Origin of the sequence: Bifidobacterium sp. (assembly GCF_051876855.1) — a bacterium.
Classification (GTDB): Bacteria; Actinomycetota; Actinomycetes; order Actinomycetales; family Bifidobacteriaceae; genus Bifidobacterium.
Window position 1 is genome coordinate 1 of record NZ_JBJEIH010000081.1, and the last position, 22414, is coordinate 22414.

16 protein-coding genes are annotated in these 22414 nt (G+C 61.5%); 5 read left to right on the top strand and 11 right to left on the bottom strand.

Translation table 11 applies throughout. The features are described 5' to 3' along the window. The 9 genes from ACI38B_RS05225 to ACI38B_RS05265 all read right to left on the bottom strand — a co-directional run. Positions 1-478: amidase (locus tag ACI38B_RS05225; RefSeq protein ID WP_439729825.1), on the bottom strand; the 478-nt coding region annotated here is incomplete at its 3' end. Positions 479-481: 3 nt separating this feature from the next. Then, positions 482-775, bottom strand: coding sequence for an Asp-tRNA(Asn)/Glu-tRNA(Gln) amidotransferase subunit GatC (gene gatC, locus ACI38B_RS05230; RefSeq protein ID WP_339562645.1), 294 nt, complete (start codon positions 773-775; stop codon positions 482-484). Between the two features lie 199 nt (positions 776-974). Further along, entirely contained in the window at positions 975-2741 is a 1767-nt protein-coding gene (locus ACI38B_RS05235; protein WP_439729826.1) for a SpaA isopeptide-forming pilin-related protein, read from the bottom strand. A gap of 14 nt (positions 2742-2755) precedes the next feature. Next, entirely contained in the window at positions 2756-5662 is a 2907-nt protein-coding gene (locus ACI38B_RS05240) for a Spy0128 family protein (RefSeq protein WP_439729827.1), read from the bottom strand. A gap of 359 nt (positions 5663-6021) precedes the next feature. Then, the gene (locus ACI38B_RS05245; protein WP_439729828.1) at positions 6022-7089 is read right to left on the bottom strand and encodes a class C sortase; all 1068 of its coding nucleotides are present in this window, start codon (positions 7087-7089) and stop codon (positions 6022-6024) included. 41 nt (positions 7090-7130) lie between these two features. After that, positions 7131-8012, bottom strand: coding sequence for a TrmH family RNA methyltransferase (locus tag ACI38B_RS05250; RefSeq protein WP_439729829.1), 882 nt, complete (start codon positions 8010-8012; stop codon positions 7131-7133). A gap of 89 nt (positions 8013-8101) precedes the next feature. Continuing rightward, the gene (locus tag ACI38B_RS05255; protein ID WP_439729830.1) at positions 8102-8806 is read right to left on the bottom strand and encodes an orotate phosphoribosyltransferase; all 705 of its coding nucleotides are present in this window, start codon (positions 8804-8806) and stop codon (positions 8102-8104) included. Between the two features lie 34 nt (positions 8807-8840). After that, positions 8841-10187 carry a DNA recombination protein RmuC gene (rmuC, locus tag ACI38B_RS05260; RefSeq protein WP_439729831.1) on the bottom strand — a complete coding sequence of 449 codons (1347 nt, stop codon included), beginning with the start codon at positions 10185-10187 and terminating at the stop codon, positions 8841-8843. Positions 10188-10285: 98 nt separating this feature from the next. Further along, the gene (locus ACI38B_RS05265; protein ID WP_439729832.1) at positions 10286-10564 is read right to left on the bottom strand and encodes a metal-sensitive transcriptional regulator; all 279 of its coding nucleotides are present in this window, start codon (positions 10562-10564) and stop codon (positions 10286-10288) included. A 227-nt stretch (positions 10565-10791) separates the two neighbouring features. Here ACI38B_RS05265 and ACI38B_RS05270 point away from each other — a divergent pair, with 227 nt between their 5' ends. Further along, positions 10792-13431: an HAD-IC family P-type ATPase gene (locus ACI38B_RS05270; RefSeq protein WP_439729833.1), complete on the top strand. Its 2640-nt coding sequence runs from the start codon at positions 10792-10794 to the stop codon at positions 13429-13431. 160 nt (positions 13432-13591) lie between these two features. Here the strand turns inward: ACI38B_RS05270 and clpB are convergent, their stop codons facing one another. Further along, positions 13592-16279 (bottom strand): ATP-dependent chaperone ClpB, encoded by a 2688-nt coding sequence (gene clpB, locus ACI38B_RS05275; RefSeq protein WP_439729834.1) that lies wholly within the window; start codon positions 16277-16279, stop codon positions 13592-13594. Positions 16280-16664: 385 nt separating this feature from the next. Here clpB and ACI38B_RS05280 point away from each other — a divergent pair, with 385 nt between their 5' ends. The 4 genes from ACI38B_RS05280 to ACI38B_RS05295 all read left to right on the top strand — a co-directional run bounded on the left by ACI38B_RS05280 (position 16665) and on the right by ACI38B_RS05295 (position 21264). Further along, complete coding sequence (locus ACI38B_RS05280; protein WP_439729835.1) at positions 16665-17480, top strand: ABC transporter ATP-binding protein; 816 nt, start codon at positions 16665-16667, stop codon at positions 17478-17480. 2 nt (positions 17481-17482) lie between these two features. After that, a complete protein-coding gene (locus ACI38B_RS05285; RefSeq protein ID WP_439729843.1) occupies positions 17483-20149 on the top strand; it encodes an ABC transporter permease in 2667 nt (888 codons plus the stop codon). A gap of 174 nt (positions 20150-20323) precedes the next feature. Next, complete coding sequence (gene rlmH, locus ACI38B_RS05290; protein WP_300744594.1) at positions 20324-20803, top strand: 23S rRNA (pseudouridine(1915)-N(3))-methyltransferase RlmH; 480 nt, start codon at positions 20324-20326, stop codon at positions 20801-20803. Between the two features lie 62 nt (positions 20804-20865). Further along, positions 20866-21264 carry a VOC family protein gene (locus ACI38B_RS05295; RefSeq protein WP_439729836.1) on the top strand — a complete coding sequence of 133 codons (399 nt, stop codon included), beginning with the start codon at positions 20866-20868 and terminating at the stop codon, positions 21262-21264. Between the two features lie 202 nt (positions 21265-21466). Here the strand turns inward: ACI38B_RS05295 and ACI38B_RS05300 are convergent, their stop codons facing one another. After that, on the bottom strand, positions 21467-22285 hold the full coding sequence (locus tag ACI38B_RS05300; RefSeq protein WP_439729837.1) for a fumarylacetoacetate hydrolase family protein: 819 nt from the start codon (positions 22283-22285) through the stop codon (positions 21467-21469). Positions 22286-22414 lie beyond the last annotated feature (129 nt).

The following is a 22414-nucleotide window of genomic DNA, read 5'->3' on the forward strand; positions in this document are numbered from 1 at the left end:
AACCGCCCGGAACGCGGGTCGCATCCCACGGGTTGTGGGTGTTGCCGAACGCGGAGTGCTCGGTCGAGGAGCCCTGCGCGAACTCATCAAGGTTGGTCTTGCCCAGAATCGGCATGCCAGCGGCTTTGATCTTCTCGATAACCGTGGCGTCATACGGCGGCACCCAGCCTTCGAGAATCTTGGATGCGGCGGTCGTGGGGATGCCCTTGGTGACGATCATGTCCTTGATCGCAATCGGCACACCGGCAAGCTCCGGCAGGCCTTCCGTGTCACCCGCGGCGAGCTTCTTGTCGAAGGCGTCGGCCTGGGCGAGCGCCTCTTTGTCGGAGACGTGCAGGAAGGCGTTGACCGTGGGCTCTGCGGCCTCGATGACGTCAAGGTGCGCCTGGGTCAGTTCGCGGCTGGAGACCTCTTTGGTACGGATTTTTTCCGCCATCTGTGCGGCGGACAGTTTCACGAGTTCAGTGGCGTTGCTCATGGATCACTCTCCCAGGATCTGCGGGGCGACGAACATGCCCTGATCGGTCGCGGGGGCGCCGGAGAGCGCCTCCTCCTGCGTCAGCGGGGTCACGGCGACGTCGGGGCGCAGGTACGCCTCGAGCGGAACCGGGTTGGCCGTCGGCGGGACATCGTCCGTGGCCACTTTCTGGACTTCGTCAATCGCGTCGGCGACGGCGTTGAGTTCGCTCTGCATACGGGTGATTTCCTCATCCGTCAGGGCGATTCTGGCCAAATCGGCCAGATGCTCGATTTCTTCACGTGTGAATGTTGCCATGCCCTCCACTATATGAGCCGAGTGTGACGTACCGAATGCACAGGCAGCGCAAGAATACTCCCCACTCACACGAGCAGCGACACACAACTCACCAACGCCAAGGGCCTTGTGCGAAACCCGGATATGGTTCCAACACAAGACCCTTGAAGGTCAGTTCACGGATTATTCAATCCGTGAGCGGCGTATGGTCGTCACGCGTTCACACAGTTGCGTTTCGACGCGAACGCACGACCACGATGACGCCCGCAGTGCCGAGCAGCGCCGCAATGACAACCATGAAGGCGATGCCCGCACCACCGGTGAGCGGCAGCTGCGCGATGCTGTGCACGTTCTCGACGGTCAGTGCGTTGCTGCCGTTCGTGTCAAGCGAGGTCGGCGTGACCAAGCCGTACGGATCCGAAGTCAGGGAGTCGCCGAACACGACTTTCGCGCCCTGATTGCTGATATTGACCACGAAGCTCAGTCCTCCCAGCGTGATGTAGCCGTTCGGCGCTGCCACTTCGGTGATCTTGTAGGATACGTCCGGATTCTGAGCGAGACCGTCGAAGGTCACGGTGCCGTCCGCCTTGGAGATCGCCTCGTCGGGACCGCAAGACGCATCCCGGTTGGTGTTGGCATTAGCATAGCCGGAAGGCAGCACCAACTGGTTCGTATCGGAGGATTCAATCTTGAAGCGCGCACCGGCGAGCGGCTTGCCGGACGCGTCGACCTTCGTGAAGGTCAGCGAGGCGAGGACAGTGTGCGCATACTTCTTCTTGTCCGGCAACGTGCTCATATAGAACTCGTTGTCAACCTGGGTTGTGGCGTCGGATGTGACGACGGCGTCGTACGAGACACGCATGGCGTAACCGCTGCCGATGTAGTTCTGCCACTTGGCGAGCGTATCCTTGGTGAACCGCACGGTGATGGTGTGGCCGGCCATGCCGGTGGAGGAGTCACCCGTACCGTCGGCGGTGAACCATTGCTTGGTGCCCTCGGTGGTGACTTGTGCACCGTCGGAGGTCAGCACCGTGTAATCCGACGCCGAAATCAGCGACGAACCATCTGTCGCGGTCACCGTCTTGCCGTCCTTGTCTACGATGACGACCTTGACGCTGGACAAATCGACCTTCAGCCCCTTCTGCGGGGTGTTGACGTAGTCGAGATTGTCGTCGGTGACCTCATCGGTCTTGGGCACATAGCCGTTCATCGTGTAGGTGAGCGTCTCGCCGCGTGAAGCGGTACGGCCGGTGCTGTCGATTTTCGTGTCACCGTTGACGCTGAAGGACATCTCTGTGGAGTAGTTCTTCATCTCAACCAGTGCCTCGGACGTGATATTCGTCAGCTGATGATTGCTGTCAACCGTTCCCGAACCGACGAGCATCGGGACCGCGTTACTGGAATCCTCGACCACCGGGCTGGTCACGTCACGGAACAGGTAGATGCCCGCCGGCAGTTCGATATACGCGCCGAAGGAATCCGAAGACCCCTGCGCCGTGGCGTTCTTCAGCGTCGCGGTTCCGGGCGCGGGCAGCTCGCTCATATGATTGACCAGATACGTGGCGAACTGACGGGTGACGCCATCCCACGGAGCGTTGCCGTTACGGTCGAGCACGCCTTGTGACAGGGCCCAGGCGAGCGGATCGTCCACACTGGCGGGGACCTGCTGTGTCGTCGTGGAATCCTTCAATGCGTCGTTCAACGCGGCGGTGATGAGATTCGGCGACTTGGTCGTGACATCCGAATTAACGCGCACACCATACGCGGCATCGCCTTGGGCGCCGCCGTAGCGGATGTAATCACCGATCTTCACATATTCGAGCGTGTGCCCGTTCAGGCGGTTCTCCGCGCTTGCGGTGAACATGAACTGCGCCTTGTCGGTGGCGACCGTGCCCTGCGCGTTCGCAGGCGCGGCGCCGATGGCCAGACCGGCCACGGCGATGGCTACCGCCGCAGTGGCGGACAGCAGACGTTTGATGCTGAGCATGATGGTTCCTTTCCCTAGTTGTGTTCTCTCTTTGAAGATTGCGATGCATCGCCGAGCTCGCCGGGCGGCTCGCTTGGCCGTGTACACCGTCGGCGTATCGCGGATACCGCGCACAGCATGGTTGCGCAGACGGCGAGTGCCGCCGCAACGCATATTGCGGTATCCATCGTTTGTGCCTGTCCACGACCGCCAGCCGAAGGCAGCATGGCGACACGCAGGAAACGGTTGGAGAAGTCGGCGACACTGCCGGATATCTCCTGCCCGCTGCCTGATATCGAATCACCTTCGTCATCGGCGATGCGTGAAAGTTTCATAGCCGCCGCCAGCGTGCCGTTCCCGTCGTCACTGACCGTGACCGTTACGTGAAACACGGCGGCGGAATGCAGCAGATTCACATCCGCACCCGCGCTGTTCTGGGTGAGGGTGTACTGGTATGTTCCCGCGCTTGGAAAAGCGATGTCCGGGAACGTCGCCCGATGGTCCTTGCTCGAAGCATTCACTGTCACAGTGGAGGATGTCGCGCCTTGCGTCGTGCCCGCAGGCAGGGGTGCGCCATCCAGTGCGGTGAGCGTGTAAGTGAAGGAGTCCGTGGATTGCCATGTGCGGCCGACGATTGTCGCCTGCACCCCGATTGCTGTGTCCCCGGACAGTGACGGCACATATTGGTTGGTCCATACCATGCGGCCGTCCTCGTTTACCGCGTCGCCGCTGGCACCCGGCTTCACGGTGATGTTCGGTTCGGACACGGCAAGTGTGCCGTCGCTGGTCTCGGTGACGGTGAAGGTCGCCGTATAGACGGCTTGTGAGTAGGTGATGCCGTTCGCGCTGGTCACGCCGCTGTCTGGCACCGTCACGCCGTTCTCCCACGCCTGCGCGATGGTATACGTGTAGGTGCCGGGCGTACTGAAGCCAATGGAACCGAAGGTGAAATCGCAATAGTTCTGTGTGCCGTTCATCGCCGCAGTGCACGGCTCGATGCCGCCTGTGCCACCGGTACCGATCGAGAAACGGCCAACGCCATCGGAAGCGCGAACCACATTCGATGGCATGGGCGCTTCGACCTGATAGGTCTGCCCGTCAATAGTCGTGGTGCCGGAACCGTTGATAGAGAACAGGAAACGGTCGCCTTGGCGCCATTTGCGGTTGTCAAGGACCAGACGCCCCTGCAATGGCGCCGAGGTGACGGTCGGGGAGGAACGGTTGACAATATCGATGGAACCGGTCTGTTGGGCCAACGGTTTCCATGTCTTGTCACACATGACGATGTCAAGCATGAGGTCTTGCGAATCGTAATCGCGGTATTCCACGCTCGCCGTGAAATAGCGGGTATCCAGATCGTAGGTGATGCCTTGGTATTGGAAGCCTGGCGTTGCGGCATCATCGTCCTCGACGGATTTGCCGTCGAACATCGGCAGCTCCTGGATGGCATACCGGTAGGTGTGGTGGACGGAAGCCGCATCGAATTGCGCGTCACCGAATATCACCATGCCGTCGATGGTGTTCGTCTGGGTGGCTGTGCAGGTGCCAGCGGAGGCGTCGCATGTGACATTGGTGGGGTTTGAGGTTTCGAAACCGGTGGTCGGCATCAGAGGCTCGGATGCGTCGGCGGTTGTGGCTTGTTCCGCGTCCCATTGGCCGTACCAGCCGGTCAAGCGGAAGGTGAACTCGCCGGCGTGCAGCGGCTGAACAGCGTCGGAAGACCCGCGCTTCAGGGTCTTATGCGCCACGAACTGCCGGCTGGACGACATGATGTTCGAGGAAAGTTTCAGGCTTGATTCTCTGCCGCCGCGATTGAGATAGAAGAAGTCCAGCGTGTGGCGGCTGCGGTCGGCGAAGGTGCCGGTGCGGTCGGGGTCCCACGCGCTGTCTCGGTTCGTCATCAGACCGTTGCTGTCATAGTTGGGCGCTTCAAGGCCGACCAGCGTGCTGATGGTCGATGACGTGGTTTTCGCGTTTGCTGTGCCGATGCCGGAGGTGACCTCCACTTTGCCGGAAGAGAAGTCGATGGTCAAGCCAGCGGCAGTATGAATGCCGCCCAAATCGCCGACCAGATGGCCGTCGAGGAACACCCACACATCATCGTTGCCGGAAAACGTGAAGGTCATCGGACGGTAGATGCCGTCCGCGGACAGTATCGTGCCGTTGTCCGGCTGGGTGAAATCGAGGCTGAGATGCATACCGAACCAGTGGCGGATTTTCTGCGTAGTGTTCGCACCCTTGGTATGGATGTCCACTGAGCACCCGCCCGATGCTGACGACGGCAGGCTGGCAACGGCGTTGAACGGGAGGAACTGGCCGCCGTATACGGAATCCGTGCAGGGAGCGGAATACAGGGAAGCCTGATTGCCACCTTCCGCGTCTCGGTTTGGTTCAGTGCTGGTAGCACTGGGGAACAGCGATGCGAAATTCTTGCTGCTGTCGTACGAATAGCGTCCGGTTGAGTCCATCTGGAACAGGCCACTGACGCTGGGGTAAGCGTACTTGTTGAGACCTCCCGAATACTCGGTGTTGAACAAGTATCCTAGCGATTCGCTACTGCCGGTGAGCGCCGGCGACAGTGCCGGCGAACCGTCGCTGCCAAGGCGCGATTGCACGATGCCTTGGGTCAGGGAGCCATCAGCAGCGCGACGGTTGAATGGCTTCATGGTGCTCTGTTCGCCATCGCTGAATTTCAATGCGTGATTACGGTTGATTCCCATATTGGCGTACGACGGCTGATAATCGAAGCCAGTGCTGGAAGAACTGTTGAACCGATAATTGAACAAATCGAGTTGGCTACCGGCGGGTTCGATGGTGTTCGACGGGTTGATGGCAGCCAAGGCGGCCGCTTGTGCGGAACCGTCAGCATTGAGCAGACCTGCCGTGAACACGATGGCGACGGTCAAAGCCCAGGCGATGATGGCGGCAACGATTTTACGCATACCAGAGCGTGCGGCCCGCATCCCCCGAACCGCACTACAATGATACATTCCGTGCCTGCAATCGCCATTCATCTGTCCGCTCCTTCTCGGACCATGCCCACGCTCTCTCCTCGTTGGGAGAACGCTCTATGTTCTCTTACTATTTAGAATAGTCGCTTTTGGTATCCGTTGTGGAAATTCCGCATGAATATTGTTCTTCGCGTGTCGATTTCCCATGCGGTGAGACGAATCGTCCGAAATTCAAGAACGCTGCCACGGGGGCCCGCAGGATAGTTGAATACCAAACCTGCATGTGTCGGCGTCGGGCATTGTGGCTTGCGAAATCATCCCCCCTCCCAGCCCCCCGAACACTCGTCCGTTCAAACTCCAGAGCCGCGCGATGGCGATGCATTTGCGCGATGCCGCACCGGGAGCGGCCGTGGGCGGAAACGCGTGGCAAGCAGTCCATACACCAACGTCACTGCGGCAACGGCAAGCGCGACCGTCTTTGCTTGCTTGGTATCCTGCGTCGCGTTGTCTGGTTCGGGAATGCTCTTGGGAATATTCGCCCGCCGGCCGGTGACCAGCAGACGATGCGTGTTGACACCGTACGGCGTGCAGGTCATCAGCGTCACCAAATCCTGCCCCTTGCGGATGGTCAGACCGCTGATTTCCGACGGCTTGATGGTCGTGATGCTGACCACACGATACCCGAGCGTCTCATTCATGATTTTGATATAGAAAGGGTCTCCCACACGCAACTCGTCAAGCCGCGTAAACAGGGTCTTGTTGGACAGTCCACGATGCGCGGTCAGTACACTATGCGATCCGGCGCCGCCAACCGGCAGGCTCGTGCCGTACACATGCCCGACACCGTCATCGAGCACAGCATCCGACGTGCCGTGGTAAATCGGCAGGTTCACGGAGATCTTGGGAATGCGGATCGAGCCCATCACACCGTGGCTGACATTGAGCAGGCTGAGATACTCGGTATCGTGCCTCCATGCCTCGGTTGTGTTCGCCGTTGCGTCAGAAGTGGAAGAACCGGAAGAAGTGGGGGCGAACGGGTCTGCGGCCTCGCCGATCACCGGCTGCCCGCTCGAGGCCAGACGGCGATTGTACGCACGCGCCTGCGCGAACATGCGCTCCGCCTTGCCGGACGGCCATCCCATCACATGGGAGGCGGCGGCATCGGCGACCTGGGATTCCTTCTCGGTCGCGCGTTGCTGCAAGATGAACGGGGTGAACAGCACGGCGAACGCCATGGTGAACAACAGGAACGCGACGATGGTGGACCGCAAGTACCGCTGTTCGCTACGGCGGCGGGCATTGGCAGGGCTCGCGGCGGCCTGCGGGTCGAAGACTTGGCTCCATGGCACGCCGTTGCCCGCGGTGCTGCTGCCTGCAATGCCGCTGCAGGGAATGCCATTATCGTGCTGTGCTGTCATACTCACTGCCGCATTGCCCTGACTTGGAACCGACTGTGACGTCATGCCCTGATTGCGGCGGATGACCCGCTGTCGGCGGCCGCACCCGGGCCGTCAATCACCGCATGTTGGGCAACCCAGCTGTGCATGGCGACCGCAGCCGCCGCACCCGCATTGATGGAACGGACGGATCCGAACTGCGAAATATACACCACGTCGTCGGCTTCGTCGAGCGCCGCCTGTGACAGGCCGGGGCCTTCCGCGCCGAACAGCAGCAGACAGCGTTCCGGGAACCGGTACCGTTCAATCGGGACGGCTCCTGGAATGATGTCAAGTGCGATGATCTTCGCGTTGCGCAAGGTTTCGAGCCGTTGTGCCGATTGGGTTCTGCGGCGTTGTTCGTCTGCGGACAACGGGCGGTGCCCGATTTGCGCACGGATATCGTATGCGTTGGCGCGCGCCTGTTCGGCTGCGATTTCACCTGCAATCCGGTACCGCCATGATGTCGCCAGTTCTTTGATCGAGGGGTGGTAGTCGACGTGTTGGTACAGTTCAGTCATCAACGCGCCTTTGCGGTTCCACTTGTGCGGGCCGACGATATGGACACGGGACGCGCCGAAGGCGTTGGCACTGCGGACCGCCGACCCGATGTTGAAGTCGTGGGTCCAGTTCTCGACCGCGATTTCGAAGGGGTAGCGGCTGCGGGCGTCAAGGTCGGCCTTGATGGCCTCCACAGTCCAATACCGGTATCGGTCAAGCACGTTGCGGCGGTCTCCCTGGTCAAGGAGCTCTGTGTCATAGCGAGCATCGAATGCGGGTGTACCGGGCACATCTGGACGCGGCTCGCCGGGGTGCTCCTGCGACCACGGGCCGACGCCAATCTCGCGGAATTCCGGTTCCCCCGACGCCTGCACCTGCTTGGTGTATTCGCTTGGTTCGTGCACCTGTTGCCTGCCTTGCCTGCTTTGCTTTACCTGCTTTGTTGTTGCCCCTGATCGTCTTGACACCGAACCGGCGTTGTGGCCGATAGGGCTTACCGCGCTCTCAGCTCCCGTTCGTCGAACACTTGGATCAGCGGCAACGTGGCGTGTTCCGCGGTGACGGGGTTGATGACCTCGATCTGCTGGCGTTCGCCGGCGACATGGTCGGCGTCCCCCACTCCGCCGATCAGCGAGGCGACGGCGAGGACTTGCGCGCCTTCATGCTCGACAATGCTGAAATCGAGACTCAGTTCGTTGCCGTTGCGCAAGGTGACCAGCGAGGAGGTCTGCACATAGGATTTCTCGGACAGCCAGGCATCAAGCAGAATCACTCGTTTTCCGGCGATGGATGGACCTTTGACGGACGGGTACACGAAATCCATCACAAAACCGTCGAGGTCTTCGCCGCGCGAGGCGGCGGCGAGAATAACCGCGGACACCAGCGGGACGGCCGCCGCGGTGAGTGCCCCGACCGCGTCGAAGTCGTCAACACCGTAGCCCTGCTCTTCGAGGGCGTCGAGAAGCACGTGGCCGATGGTCGCGGCCGTGCGGTGATCGAACGCCACCGAATACAGTTCGCTGAACGGTTTGCCCGCGACCGCTTCGGTGAGGACCTGCCGTAGTTGTTCGCGGGGCTCGAGCATGGCGAATGCTGCCGCATCATGGCCGCTGCTGCCTGCAATGCCGGCCGCGGCGACTGTGTCGACGCCTGCGGATCCGGTGCGCCTGAACGTCTGATTCTCGCTGTTCTCAGTCATACTGCTACTCTACCTACGCTTCCGTACGACCCCGTCAGCTCCCGCTGCCGTCGGGTTGCACTTCGGGTGCGGTGAGTTCGCGGACATCCGCTTTCTCAGGCTCGATGGCGGCAACCGTGTCGATGATTTTGTTCTGGTCGATTTTCTGCAGCTTTCGTGCAGTCACCAATACGCGGGATTCCAACGACGAAGCGAACTGGTTGTATGCACCCACCGTTCTGGTGATGGCCGCCCCAAGCTTGTTGGCCTTGTCGCCGAGTGTCGAGAAACGCTCGTACAGTTCCCGGGACAGATCGAACAGCTCTTTGGCATCGTCGGTCAGACTCTGCTGCTGCCACGCATAGGCGACCGACTTCAGCACAGCCCACAAGGTGACCGGGGACGTCAGCGCAACTTTCTGCGCGAACGCATCGTCAAGCAAGGTCGGATCCGCCTGCAACGCCGCCTGGAGCAACGACTCGTTCGGGATGAACGCAATCACGAAATCCGGGGCGGTGTCGAACGCATTCCAATAGGCTTTGTTGCCCAAGGTTTTGACATGCTCACGCAACGCCTTCGCATGGGCGTGCAACAGTTGATCTCGCCGAGCGAGCTCTTCTGGGGATGCGGTATCGGGGATCGCGCACGCACGTTGGTAATCCGCGTACGGGACTTTCGCATCGATTGGGATGCTCTTGTTCCCCGGCAGATGGATTACCATATCCGGGCGCTGGGTGGCGTCGTTTCCTCCCTTGACCACGACCTGCGTATCGAAATCGACATGTTCGAGCAGACCGGCGGATTCCACGATGTTGCGCAGCTGTGCCTCGCCCCAGGCTCCGCGAACCTTGTTGTCCCGCAACGCCGCCGACAGCGAGCTGGTCTCCTTGTCGAGCCGCGCCTGCTGGTCGCCCAAGCCCTTGAGCTGCTCACCAAGCGCACCCATCTCACGCTTGCGTCCTTCTTCGATATCGGCGACTTTCTGCTGGAGGGCATCAAGATTCTTCTGCACCGGAGCAAGGGCGGACAACACCTTGCTCTGTTCGTTCAAGGTCTTCGCCTGTTCCTGCCGCTTGCGTTCCTCCTCGGCCTGGGCTTTCTCACGCTCGTGCTGGATGCGAATCTGCTCGGCCTGTTGGGCTTGGGACAGCTGGGATTTTACGAATTGCAACTGCTCTTGCAGCCCATCAGCCTGCGCCCGGAATTGAGCCACCTGTGCCGTAAGCTCGCCGATGCGTGCACGCGCGGACTCCACCTCGCCGCGAGCCGCCTCCAGCTCCTGCCGGTTGGCCCCGCGGGCGTCACGCTGCCCTCTGCTTCTGCCCAGCACAAAACCCGCCGCGACCCCCAGAATCGCGACGACGATAATCAACGCCAATACCTCAACCACATTTTCGAACATATGTTCTATTTAACAGCATGGCATGGACGTGAGAAGACGTCGCAGCACCACACCCGCAGGCACACCCCGCCGACACAATGCCGAGAAACAGGGCCGGCTCACCGCACCAGTCGCGACACAGCCTGCGACACCTCGTCAAGCTTGTCGTCAGCCACCTGCCCGCCTTGCTCGACCGCCTCACGCACGCAATGATCCAGATGGTCGTCCAACAACATCATCGCCACCGATTTGAGCGCTGATTCGACGGCGGCGATCTGCGTCAACACATCAATGCAGTACCGGTCGTCGTCGACCATACGGCCGATCGCCCTGACCTGCCCCTCAATCCGACGCATCCTCGTCAGGACCTTTTTCTTATCTTCCGCATATCCGTTCATTTCTGCCGTTTTCCTTTGCTGTTGAAAATGCGCATGTCGTTATCCCTAGGGCGGAATACTATGGCGCATTATACCCCATAAGGGTATACATCGGATACGCAGCAAAGCCGGCACCGAAACATGGGACGGCACGCCCGGCAAACACACCGGGCCGATGGGGAAAACACCGCCATCCACGCAGTACGGTCACCACCGACTGCGACGATGAAGACAACCAAGGAGGACGCATGGGATTCGACCTATTCACCGCGGCCATCGCGGTCGTGCTCGCCGCCATATTGACCTGGCTGACGTTGCGGTTCTTTTTCGCGCGGAGGCAAGGCACCGCGGCCAAACAGGAACAAGGCATGCAAAGCGCTGACATCATCGTCAAGGGTGGGTACGAGCCATCGCTGATCACCATGAAACCCGGCGTGCCGATCACCCTGCATTTTGACCGCCAGGAAACCGGCGAATGCACCTCGCACGTCGTCTTCTCCGACCTCGGCCTTGACGCCATGCTGCCCGGCAACGCGCATACCGACGTACAGCTGCCGGCGCTCGCACCGGGCGATTATCCCTTCGCGTGCGGAATGAATATGGTCCACGGCATGCTCCGTGTCGAGGATGACGGCGAAGACCGCAGCAAAGACCATCGCGAAGATCACTCCGACACGCATCGCAGGGCACAGCCCGCAGCCCCCATGCCGAACGCCAAGGACGCGCTGGACAACGAGCGCAAGGCCGCCGACGAACGCCGCAAGGAAATCCGCCAGCTCACCCGTCTGGTCATCATCGGCACCGTGCTCTCCCTGCCGGTGTTCATCGTCTCCATGCTCCACATGGGAGGCCATGTCTCTATGCCCGCGTGGCTGACCAATCCATGGCTGCAGGCGGTGCTCATCACCCCGGTCATGTTCTACTGCGGCGCACCCATCCATAAGGTCGGGTGGCCGGCGCTCATCCACCGCTCCCCCGACATGAATTCCCTCGTATCACTGGGTTCTGCCGCCGCATACCTCTACAGTCTGGTCGTCTGCGTGGCGGGACCGGCACTGCCGGCAGGATCGCGCGAGCCGTATTTCGAATCGGTCGGCGTGGTCATCACCCTCGTACTCGTCGGGCGTTTGCTGGAAAGCAAGGCGCGCGAAGGCACCGGCGAGGCGGTTCAATCATTGATTAAACTCCGCCCCCGCAACGCGCAGACCATCAGCTCAGCGATCCTTGACCAAGGCGAGCGCGCATGGCATGATCCAGCTAATCAAAGCACCGTCGACATCGACAAACTCAAGGTCGGCGACCTAGTGGTCGTCAAGGCCGGCGAGCGCATCCCCGCCGACGGTGTGGTCGTCGCCGGTACGCTGGATATCGACGAATCGATGATTACCGGCGAATCCGCGTCCGTGCACAGCTGCGCAGGCGGAACCGTCACCGGCGCGACCATTGCACTCAAAGGCAACGCGGTCATCCGCGTCAGCCAGGTCGGCGGAGATAGCGTTCTCGCGCAGATCATCGCGATGGTCGCCCGCGCGCAGGCCACCAAAGCCCCGGTACAGCAGCTGGCCGACCGGATCGCACGAGTGTTTGTGCCGGCGGTCATCATCATCGCCATCTGGACGTTCGCAATCTGGGCTTCTTTCGGCCCGCAACCGCGACTTGCTCACGCGTTGGTCACCGCGGTCAGCGTGCTGATTATCGCATGCCCGTGCGCTTTGGGTCTTGCCACCCCGCTGTCCGTCACCGCGGCGACAGGATTGGGCGCTACGAACGGCGTACTGGTCACCTCAGCGAAAGCGCTGGAACAGGCGCGCAATATCAGGACCGTGGTCTTTGATAAAACCGGTACCATCACCCGCGGAACCGTCGATGCAGGCGCCGACCCGGACCACCCGTCATACACGTCGGACACCGTCAAACCCGGTTCGCAGCAGGCAATCGCAGCCTTGCGCAAGGCCGGCGTGCGCACCATCATGCTCAGCGGCGACAAAGCCGAGGTCGCCAGCCAAATCGCTAAGCAAGTCGGCATCGATACGGTTATCGCACAGGTTCGGCCAGACGGCAAGGCGTATTGGATTGAACGCCTGCAGGCGCAGCGTAATGCCGACAAGCGCAACGACGAATTGATTGCGATGGTCGGCGACGGCATCAACGACGCCCCCGCCTTGGCGCAGGCCGATCTTGGCATCGCCATCGGCACCGGCACGGATGTGGCCATGCAGTCGGCGGATGTCACGCTGATGAGCGGCGATTTGCGCGGCGTGTTGAAACTCATCAACCTGTCGAACGCGACCATGCGCAATATCCGCGAGAACTATGCGTGGGCCTTCGGGTACAACATCATCGGCATCCCGATCGCGGCCGGTGTACTCTACCCCTTCACCGGATGGCTGCTCAGCCCAATGATTGCAGGACTTGCGATGGCACTGTCCAGCGTATGCCTGGTGCTCAACGCGAACCGGTTGCGGCATGCGCGCATCGGCGACGACCTGACTGCCGGCCCCACGGACGCCGATACGCCGGCCGCAGCGCCCACCATCATCATCGACGAGCACACCACGATGAACAATCAGCCGTCGGACGCCGGCCGCAGCGCAACCAGCGCCCCCGACATCAGCAATGCCAGCAATTCCAACACCAACAATCCCAACACCAACAGCAAGGAGAACACCATGGACATGAGCCACATGAATCACACGCATCATATGGGCCAGATGGCCGAAGCGAACCCCGCCGACGGCGAGAGAGCGACCGACCCGGTGTGTGGCATGAGCGTCGCCGTGAATGACGAGGCCATCACGCGCACCTACAACGGCACGACGTACTATTTCTGCGGCGAGCATTGCGCCACGAACTTCAGCAAGGCGCCTGAGCTGTTCCTCGAAAAGTAAACCGGTCCCGCTCTTCTGCTTCTGCCGACGCTGAGCATGCCATCAGCGTCGGCAGAAGCAGAAGATGGTCCGACGTCGACAGCTCCGAGATACGAAAAACGGCCGCCCGCCCAAGCCACATCAAGGCTTGGGCGGGCGGCCGTCTGAGTTCAAGCAACCGTCACTTGTCTTCCTGCACACCTTCGACGGTCACACCGGACAACGGATCCTCAGGCATGTCGGTGAGTTCAAGGTGTTCGCCACCGGTCTGGTCGACGAGCACGGTGTCGCCGTCATGCACCTTGCCGGCAAGCAGCAGACGCGCCAGCTGATCGCCGACCTCGGTCTGGACGAGCCTGCGCAGCGGGCGGGCGCCGTACGCCGGATCGTACCCGGTGTTGGCGAGCCAATCGCGAGCCGCATCCGTAACCTGCAGCGAAATCCGGCGTTCGGTAAGCCGCGCGGCCACCTGACGCACCTGCAAATCGACGATGCTGCCGAGCTCCTGACGGGTCAACGGGTGGAAGATGACCAGCTCGTCGAGGCGGTTGATGAATTCCGGCTTGAAGTGTGCATGCACGGCATCCATCACGGCCTTCTGCTTGGCTTCCTCATCCAGGTCAGGCTGCACCAGGAACTGCGAACCGAGGTTCGAGGTCATGATCAGAATCGTGTTCTTGAAGTCCACGGTCCTGCCTTGGCCATCGGTCAGGCGACCATCGTCCAGCACCTGCAGCAGCAGGTCGAAGACTTCCGGATTCGCCTTCTCGACCTCGTCGAACAGCACCACCGAGTAGGGGCGCCGACGCACAGCCTCAGTCAGCTGGCCTCCTTCCTCGTAGCCGACATAGCCCGGGGCGGCACCGATCAGGCGAGACACAGAGGCTTTCTCCATGTACTCGCTCATATCGATACGCACCATGGCCTTCTCGTCGTCAAACAGGAAGTCGGCGAGCGCTTTGGCGAGCTCGGTCTTGCCCACGCCGGTGGGGCCCAGGAACAGGAACGATCCGGTCGGGCGGTTCGGGTCGGAGATGCCGGCACGCGAACGACGCACCGCGTCGGAAACAGCGCGGATGGCGTCCTTCTGGCCGATGACGCGCTTGCCGAGGTACTCCTCCATGTGCAGGAGCTTCTCGTTCTCGCCTTGCATCAGGCGGCCGACGGGAATGCCGGTCCATTCGGACACAATCTGCGCGATGGAATCCGCATCGACCTTGTCGGGGACCATCGGGGTTTCCTCGGCGCCGGTTTCCTTGGCATCGCGTTCCTCCTGCTCTGCGGCGGCGATTTCCTTCTGGATGTGCGGAATCTCGCCGTACCTGATTTCCGAGGCCTTCGCATAGTCGCCGTCGCGTTCGCAACGTTCGGCTTCCACTTGCAGCTCATCGAGCTTCTTGCGCAGGTCGCCGACCTTGTTGTGTCCGCTTTTCTCCATATTCCAACGGGCGTTGAGGCCGTTGAGTTTCTCGGTCTTGTCTGCGAGCTCCTTGTCGAGGTCGGCGAGGCGTTCGCGGGACTTCTGGTCGAGCGCGTCCGCCTTCTTCTGCTCGGCTTTCTCGTTCTTCGGGTTGCCCAGCAGGTAGGCGCGTTCCATCTTGAGCCGGTCCACCTGGCGCTTGAGCTCATCGATTTCCTCAGGCGAGGAATCGAGTTCCATACGCAGGTGTGCAGCCGCCTCATCGACCAGATCGATGGCCTTGTCCGGCAGCTGACGCCCGCTGATGTACCTGTTGGACAGCTGGGCTGCGGCCACGAGCGCGTCATCGCCGATGGTCACTTTGTGGTGGGCCTCGTACTTGGGCGCGATACCACGCAGGATTGCGATGGTGTCCTCGACGCTCGGTTCACCGACGAACACTTGCTGGAAGCGGCGTTCAAGTGCCGGGTCCTTTTCGATGTTCTCACGGTATTCGTCGAGCGTAGTGGCGCCGATCAGCCGCAGTTCGCCGCGCGCAAGCATCGGCTTGAGCATGTTGCCCGCGTCCATCGAGCCTTCTGCAGCACCGGCTCCGACGATGGTGTGGATCTCGTCGATGAAGGTGATGATCTGCCCGTTCGCGTTCTTGATCTCATTGAGCACGGCCTTGAGGCGTTCCTCGAATTCGCCGCGGTATTTCGACCCGGCGACCATGGAACCCAGGTCGAGGCTGATGAGTTTCTTGTTGCGCAGCGTGCTTGGCACATCCCCGGCGACGATACGCTGGGCGAGGCCTTCGACGACGGCGGTTTTGCCGACGCCAGGCTCGCCGATCAGCACCGGGTTGTTCTTGGTGCGGCGGGACAGGATCTGGATGACACGGCGGATCTCCTGATCACGACCGATCACCGGGTCGAGCTTGCCTTCCTTCGCGGCGGCGGTCAGGTCGGTTGAATACTTTTCGAGAGCCTTGTAATTGCCTTCCGCGTCCGCACTGGTCACGTGTGCGCCTCCGCGGATCTGCGGCAACGCCTTGCGTAGCGATTGGGCGGTCACCCCGTTGGCTTCGAGAATGTCGGCGGATTTGTTCGGCTTGCTCGCGGCGATTGCGATGAGCAGGTGTTCAGTAGAGATGAACTCGTCCCCGAGCTGCTTCATCTCTTGTTCTGCCTGCACAAGCACCGCTTCGAGCTGGCGGCTGGGCTGCGCCTGCGTGGTGCTTGACCCGCTGGCGCTGGGCAGGTTGACCAACTCGTTGCGCACGGCTGTGCCGATGGCTTTGATGTCTCCCCCTGCGGCCTTGATCAGGCTTGGTACGACGCCGTTCTGCTGGCGAAGCAACGCATCGAGCACGTGCAGTGTCTCGACTTGCGCATTGCCCGCGGCGGACGCGCTCTGTACGGCGTCGCTAATGACCTCTTGGGCCATATTCGTGAATTGCGCTTGCATAGTTCCTCCATTCGCGGCCTTTGGGCGGCTTCACCCGCGGGACGCTTCGTTGTCTGTGTCTGCTGTATACAACCGATTTCCCCGTCGATTATTCCAAACTTGAGCCTAGTTGACTCAAGTTTTTCATTCCTCGCGTCGCATTCGACCCGCGCAGCGGCAACGCAATTGACGCCGTCAGTGCCGATTGGCGCGATACGATGCGTATCTGGCATATTCCGTTGGGCATAATCGTCAAACCATGCGGTATATATAGAGAAAACAGACGCAGAGATGACAGACGCGGCGAATCCCGATTTACGCCCCCGATTCCCTTGATTCCCCGGATTCCTCTGATTTCTCTGATTCCACAGCGCACCCGCATCGTTCACTCGGCGGAAGGACACCCATGGCACTTCACTCCAGCACCACACCCACAGCCGCACCCCGACCTTCCGGCGCTCCCGGCGACGACACGGTCGCCTGGGCGGATGACCTGGTGAAAACCTACGGCGACGCCGGGTCAGGCACCCAGGTTACCGCGCTCGACCATCTGAGCGTCGAATTCACGCGCGGGCGCATGACCGCGATCATGGGGCCGTCCGGCTCCGGCAAATCCACGCTCATGCACTGCATGGCCGGCCTCGACCGCCCCACTTCGGGACGGGTGTTCGTCGAAGGTCTCGAAGTCAGCGCCATGAACCAACGCCAGCTGACGGGGCTGCGCCGCAACCAGATCGGCTTCATCTTCCAGTCCTTCAATCTCGTCCCCACCCTGTCCGCGGAAGAGAACATCCTCCTGCCTTTGCAAATCGCCGGCAAACCGATCGACCGCGACTGGTTCGACGAAATCGTCGACGTCGTCGGCCTGCGCCAACGCCTTGACCACCGCCCCAGCCAACTGTCCGGCGGCCAGCAGCAGCGTGTCGCCTGCGCCCGCGCGCTTATGGCACGCCCGTCCGTGATCTTCGCGGACGAACCCACCGGCAACCTCGATTCGAAATCCAGCGCCCAGGTGCTGCAATTCCTGCAAGATTCCGCCCGAAACCGCGGGCAGAGCATCGTCATGGTCACCCATGACCCGCGGGCGGCCAGCTACGCCGACCGCGTGCTTGTCCTTGCGGACGGGCACATCACCCAGGACATGGACCATCCGTCCTATCGGCAGATTCTCGACGTCTTCGCCGACGACGACCAGACCGCGTCGCCCGACATGGAGGCTTGACGATGATCACCATCGGCCTGCGCGACGCCCGCGCCCACCTGCCCCGGTTCATCATGTCCATCATCGCCATCGCCCTCGGCGTGGCCTTTGTTCTCGGGTCCTTCGCCTTCCGCGGCATGCTCGACACCCAGGTCGACGCCATGCTCGCCACCAACGCCGACCATGACGTCTACGTGCGCGGCACACAGCGCGACAACACGAACTCAGGCACGGAAACCACCACCTACAACACCATCAACACCGATCTCGTTGACACCATCAAGCATGTGGCCGGCGTATCCGGAGTATCCGTTCCCGAAAGCCTGACCACCGGCGTGCTCGTCGGCTCGGACGGCACCGCCACGGCGTCCAGCGGCGGCACCTCCAGCATGGCGCTATCCTCAACCCACCCCTGGCGTTCCGCGCACTTCACATCCGGCACCTATCCCAAGGGCCGCAACCAGATCGCCATATCCTCGGACACCGCGAGCGCCGCCCATCTCCACCGCGGCAGCACCACTACCTACGTCTACCCGGCGGCAGGCCCCACCAAAGTCACCGTCAGCGGCATCTTCGACCTCGATTCCTCGCAGGCAGGCACGCTCATCGTCGGCCTTGACCCAGCGGTCATCGAGCAGGAACTCGCCGCGCAGGGCAGTGACACCTCCAAGGCCAGCGTCATCGGCGTCTACGGTACGGCAAACAACGGCTCGGCGCTCACCGCCGACCAGCAACAAGCGCTTGCGGACGCAATCAACGCGAAGCTCCCGTCCGGGTCGAAAGCCGTCGCCGTCACCGGCGACGATTACCGTGAAGCACAGTCGAAAGCCACGCGTGACAGCATCGGCTTCGTTCAGCCGCTTATCCTGATCTTCGCGCTCATCGCCCTGTTCGTCGGCACGTTCATCATCGCGAACACCTTCTCGATGATTGTGCGCGAGGCCATGCGCGGGTATGCGCTGCTGCGTTCGATCGGCGCTTCGCCACGCCAGGTGTTCACCACGGTGATCGTCCAGGCGCTCACGCTCGGCATCATCGGCTCAGGCGCCGGTATTCTGCTCGGCTGGGGCATGACGGCGCTGATTATGCGGGTTATCGCCATGACCGGCACTACCTTGGAAGGCTCCGCAGTGCCAACACCCAGTGCCATCGCCATCGGCGTCGCGGTCGGCGTGATCGTTTCGCTCATCGGCGCGACGCTGCCAGCGGCCCGTGCCGCGAACACCCCGCCGATCCAGGCGATGAACGAGACCGTGAATCCGGAAAAACCGACGTTGGCACGCGGCGTCGGCGGCACCATCCTGGCGCTCGCCGGGCTCGGCATCTGGTGGCTCGCCGTCGCCATCGCCAACACCGGCAACGCTGCTGATGGGCCGACACCGTGGCGCGCGATCAATGAGCTGGGCACCGGCTGGCCGCTCGGTATCGGCGCCGGGCTGGTGGTCATCGGTGTCATCATGCTTGCGCCCGCCATCGTGGCCCCCGCAGGCAAGATCCTTGGATGGTTGCCGTCGCGAGTGTTCCTCGTAACCGGGCGACTCGCCACCCGCAATATCGGCAGGTCCCGCCGACGTACCGCCAACACGGCAGCGGCCCTGTTCATCGGCGTGGCACTGGTCAGTTGCCTCGGCGTGATCGCCTCATCGGTGAGCACATCAATTAGCTCGGTGGTGGACGACAATCTACATGCCGATTATGTGCTGCAGTCAGCGAACTACCGCATTCCTTCCGCCGCACTCGACCAGGTGCGCGGGCTCGACGACGTGTCGTCGGTGACCACGCTCACCGCGACGCCCGCCATCACCTACGGCAACAACACGGCCATCACCCGGACCATGGTAGTGGACGATGATTTCGCACACACCACCATGCCACCCGTCACCGTGGAAGGCGATCTCGACAGTGCGCTTTGGAGCACCGGCAACATCATCGTGGGCAAAAGCACCGCCAAGGACAACAACTGGCATGTCGGGCAACGGGTGACCGCGACATTCGCGCCGAGTAGCACCGCCCAAGCCACATACGGCGCCGAGGCCAAGACGCAGACGTTCACGGTCGCGGCAATCGCCAGCGGCGGCGCATGGGACCTGGGCGTGTTCATCAACGCCGACGAGGCGAAGGCACTCGGCGTCACGCAAATCCTCATGACCCCACAGGCGTTCGTCACCTTCAAGCCGGGGACGAACCTGGCACATGCACGAAACCAGCTGACGAAAGTCGTCAAACCGTATTATGTGATTGCCATCATGGATCACGACGAGTATCGTTCCGCGATGTCCGCCATGGTCAACCAGGTACTCATGATCGTCTACGCGCTGCTTGCATTGTCGATTATCATCGCAATTTTCGGCATCGTGAACACGCTGACGCTGTCCGTGTCCGAGCGAACCCGCGAGATCGGCGTACTGCGCGCGATCGGCATGAGCAACGGACAGGTACGCGGCATGATCGCAATCGAATCGTCGATCATCGCCGTGCTTGGTACGGTGCTTGGGCTGGCGACCGGTGTCGCCGCGGGCGTGGTGATCCGCGCCTGCTTCGCTTCGATGGGCTTGTCGGACCTGTCGATTCCATGGCCGCAGCTGGGCGCGTTCCTTCTGGCATCGATTGCGGTTGGCATTCTGGCCGCGCTGCCTCCGGCACGGCAGGCGCTGCGGGTCCCCGTGCTTGACGCGGTGGTCGTCGACTAAACCACCGCCCGCGCGCCCATCGCCACACGGCTCCCCTTCTGTTTCTGCCGACGCTGGCAGGTGTCTCAGCGTCGGCAGAAACAGATGGGGACGGCGGCAGTGCCTTGCACCGCCATGCGCTTGGAGCCCGCCACCGCTACGATGGCACTGATTGACGGAAGGAACACGCACCCCATGAACATCGACATCATCGCCCCCGGCCGCATCAAAGAACGTTATCTGCGCGACGCGATTGACGAATACTCGAAACGCCTGTCGCGCTTCTGCAAGCTGAGCATCTACGAAGTGGCCGACGAGAAAACACCCGAACACGCCACGCCCGGCACTGACGAGCTCATCAAACGCAAGGAGGGCGAGCGCATCGCGAAGCATATCAAGGACGGCGCGTATGTGATCGCACTCGCCATCGACGGGCAGATGCTCGGCTCGGAGCGGTTCGCGGCGAAACTCGACGACCTCGCGTTGCACGGCGCCAGCCACATCCAGTTCATCATCGGCGGCTCGCTCGGACTGGCGCCTGAAATCCTCGCACGCGCCGACTGGAAACTCAGCTTCTCCCCCATGACCTTCCCGCACCAGCTCATGCGCGTGATCCTGCTCGAGCAGGTCTACCGCGCGTTCAAAATCAACGCCCACGAGCCGTACCATAAGTAGACGAGGGCAGACCCTACACAAGCGGACGCTGGACAGACGCTTGGAACGAACAAGGAGGCTTTATGAACGCAGGCATCACGAGCATCAACCATGTTGCCCTGTATGTTAACGACCTCGAGGCTGCGAGGGACTTCTTCGTCACCTATCTCGGCGCCACGGCGAACGGTCTTTATCACAATCCGACCACCGATTTCTGCTCGTACTTCCTGAGTTTCGACGGGAATACGCGGCTTGAGATTATGACACGCCCCGGCATGGAGGACCGACCGAAGCCCTTCGCACGCACCGGCTACGCGCATGTCGCCTTCAGCCTTGGCAGCGCACAGGCCGTGGACGAGCTCACCGCACGTCTCAAGGCCGATGGATACGAGGTGCTGAGCGGCCCGCGCACCACTGGCGACGGCTACTACGAAAGCTGCGTCATCGCGCTCGAAGGCAACCAGATCGAACTCACCGCGTGATTCCGCCATATTGCCGGCAAGTACCGGCGCAATGCGCCAGGAGACACCACGCATACCGGCATCAAACTGAACTTGCCACGTAACTTCCCACTTACTTGCCAGCTTGCCAGCAAGTGGGAAGTTACGTGGCAAGTAAGTGGGAAGTTCAGACGAGGTTCAGTCCAATGTCAGCTGCCGATTGGGCAACCAGCCAACCAGACAGTCAGCCTTGCACCACGACGTTGCGCAGGCTGCCGATACCCTCCACGTGGACGACCGGCTCGTCTCCCGGCTTGAGGCTGCCGGATGCGTTCGGCGTGCCGGTCATGATCACGTCACCAGGCAGCAGCGTGGAGAAACTTGAAATCGCGGCGATCTGCTCGGGGATACCGTGAATCAGCTTCGCGGTCGTACCGCTGGCTTCCGGCACATCCTTGCCGTTGAGCGTGAACGAAATCTTCGCATCCTTCCAATCCAGATCGGTCTGGATCCACGGTCCGAGCGGGCACGCGGTGTCGAAGCCTTTCGCGCGCGTCCACATCGGGTCGGCACCCTGCAGGTCGCGCAAGGTCACATCGTTGACGCACGTGAAACCGAGCACGTAATCCATAGCCTTCTCGACCGGCACGTTCTTCGCGATTCGGCCGATAATCACCGCGACTTCCGGTTCGAAATTCATATCATGCGAGAACGGCGGAATGACAATAGGATCGTCAGGGCCGATCACGGAAGTGCTCGGCTTCGAGAAAATCACCATGTTTTCCGGCGCATGCGCGATATCGCTGTGCCCGGTCTCATGCATGAACTGGGCGTGCGCTTCATAATTTTTCGCCAGGCCGTAAATCTTTGACGGGATGACCGGGGCGAGCAAACGCAACCCGTCCGTATCGAGCGGGAACCGTTCGCCGGTCGGCTCCACCGGCTGGGCGCCGAACGGGTAGCCGCTGAGCACTACGAGATAATCCTTGCCATCCTGCTCGTCCTTCTGCACGAAGGCGTATTGCGGGGTCTTGTCGTCTTTGGTGAAACGTGCGATTCTCATATCCCACATGATACAAGCCGCCATTGCCACAGCTATTACGCCGGGCGCGCACTTGGGCCAGCCCGCAAGCCGCACCGCACCCAAGCCGCTGTACATGCACAAGACGCGCTTTCGATGACACCGTACCGC

What these genes read in the sequence shown, in the direction of transcription:
- gatC (WP_339562645.1), bottom strand. Translation starts at nt 775, where the DNA reads ATGGCAACATTCACACGTGAAGAAATCGAGCATCTGGCCGATTTGGCC.
- ACI38B_RS05235 (WP_439729826.1), bottom strand. Translation starts at nt 2,741, where the DNA reads ATGCTCAGCATCAAACGTCTGCTGTCCGCCACTGCGGCGGTAGCCATC.
- ACI38B_RS05240 (WP_439729827.1), bottom strand. Translation starts at nt 5,662, where the DNA reads ATGCGTAAAATCGTTGCCGCCATCATCGCCTGGGCTTTGACCGTCGCC.
- ACI38B_RS05245 (WP_439729828.1), bottom strand. Translation starts at nt 7,089, where the DNA reads ATGACAGCACAGCACGATAATGGCATTCCCTGCAGCGGCATTGCAGGC.
- ACI38B_RS05255 (WP_439729830.1), bottom strand. Translation starts at nt 8,806, where the DNA reads ATGACTGAGAACAGCGAGAATCAGACGTTCAGGCGCACCGGATCCGCA.
- rmuC (WP_439729831.1), bottom strand. Translation starts at nt 10,187, where the DNA reads ATGTTCGAAAATGTGGTTGAGGTATTGGCGTTGATTATCGTCGTCGCG.
- ACI38B_RS05265 (WP_439729832.1), bottom strand. Translation starts at nt 10,564, where the DNA reads ATGAACGGATATGCGGAAGATAAGAAAAAGGTCCTGACGAGGATGCGT.
- ACI38B_RS05270 (WP_439729833.1), top strand. Translation starts at nt 10,792, where the DNA reads ATGGGATTCGACCTATTCACCGCGGCCATCGCGGTCGTGCTCGCCGCC.
- clpB (WP_439729834.1), bottom strand. Translation starts at nt 16,279, where the DNA reads ATGCAAGCGCAATTCACGAATATGGCCCAAGAGGTCATTAGCGACGCC.
- ACI38B_RS05280 (WP_439729835.1), top strand. Translation starts at nt 16,665, where the DNA reads ATGGCACTTCACTCCAGCACCACACCCACAGCCGCACCCCGACCTTCC.
- ACI38B_RS05285 (WP_439729843.1), top strand. Translation starts at nt 17,483, where the DNA reads ATGATCACCATCGGCCTGCGCGACGCCCGCGCCCACCTGCCCCGGTTC.
- rlmH (WP_300744594.1), top strand. Translation starts at nt 20,324, where the DNA reads ATGAACATCGACATCATCGCCCCCGGCCGCATCAAAGAACGTTATCTG.
- ACI38B_RS05295 (WP_439729836.1), top strand. Translation starts at nt 20,866, where the DNA reads ATGAACGCAGGCATCACGAGCATCAACCATGTTGCCCTGTATGTTAAC.
- ACI38B_RS05300 (WP_439729837.1), bottom strand. Translation starts at nt 22,285, where the DNA reads ATGAGAATCGCACGTTTCACCAAAGACGACAAGACCCCGCAATACGCC.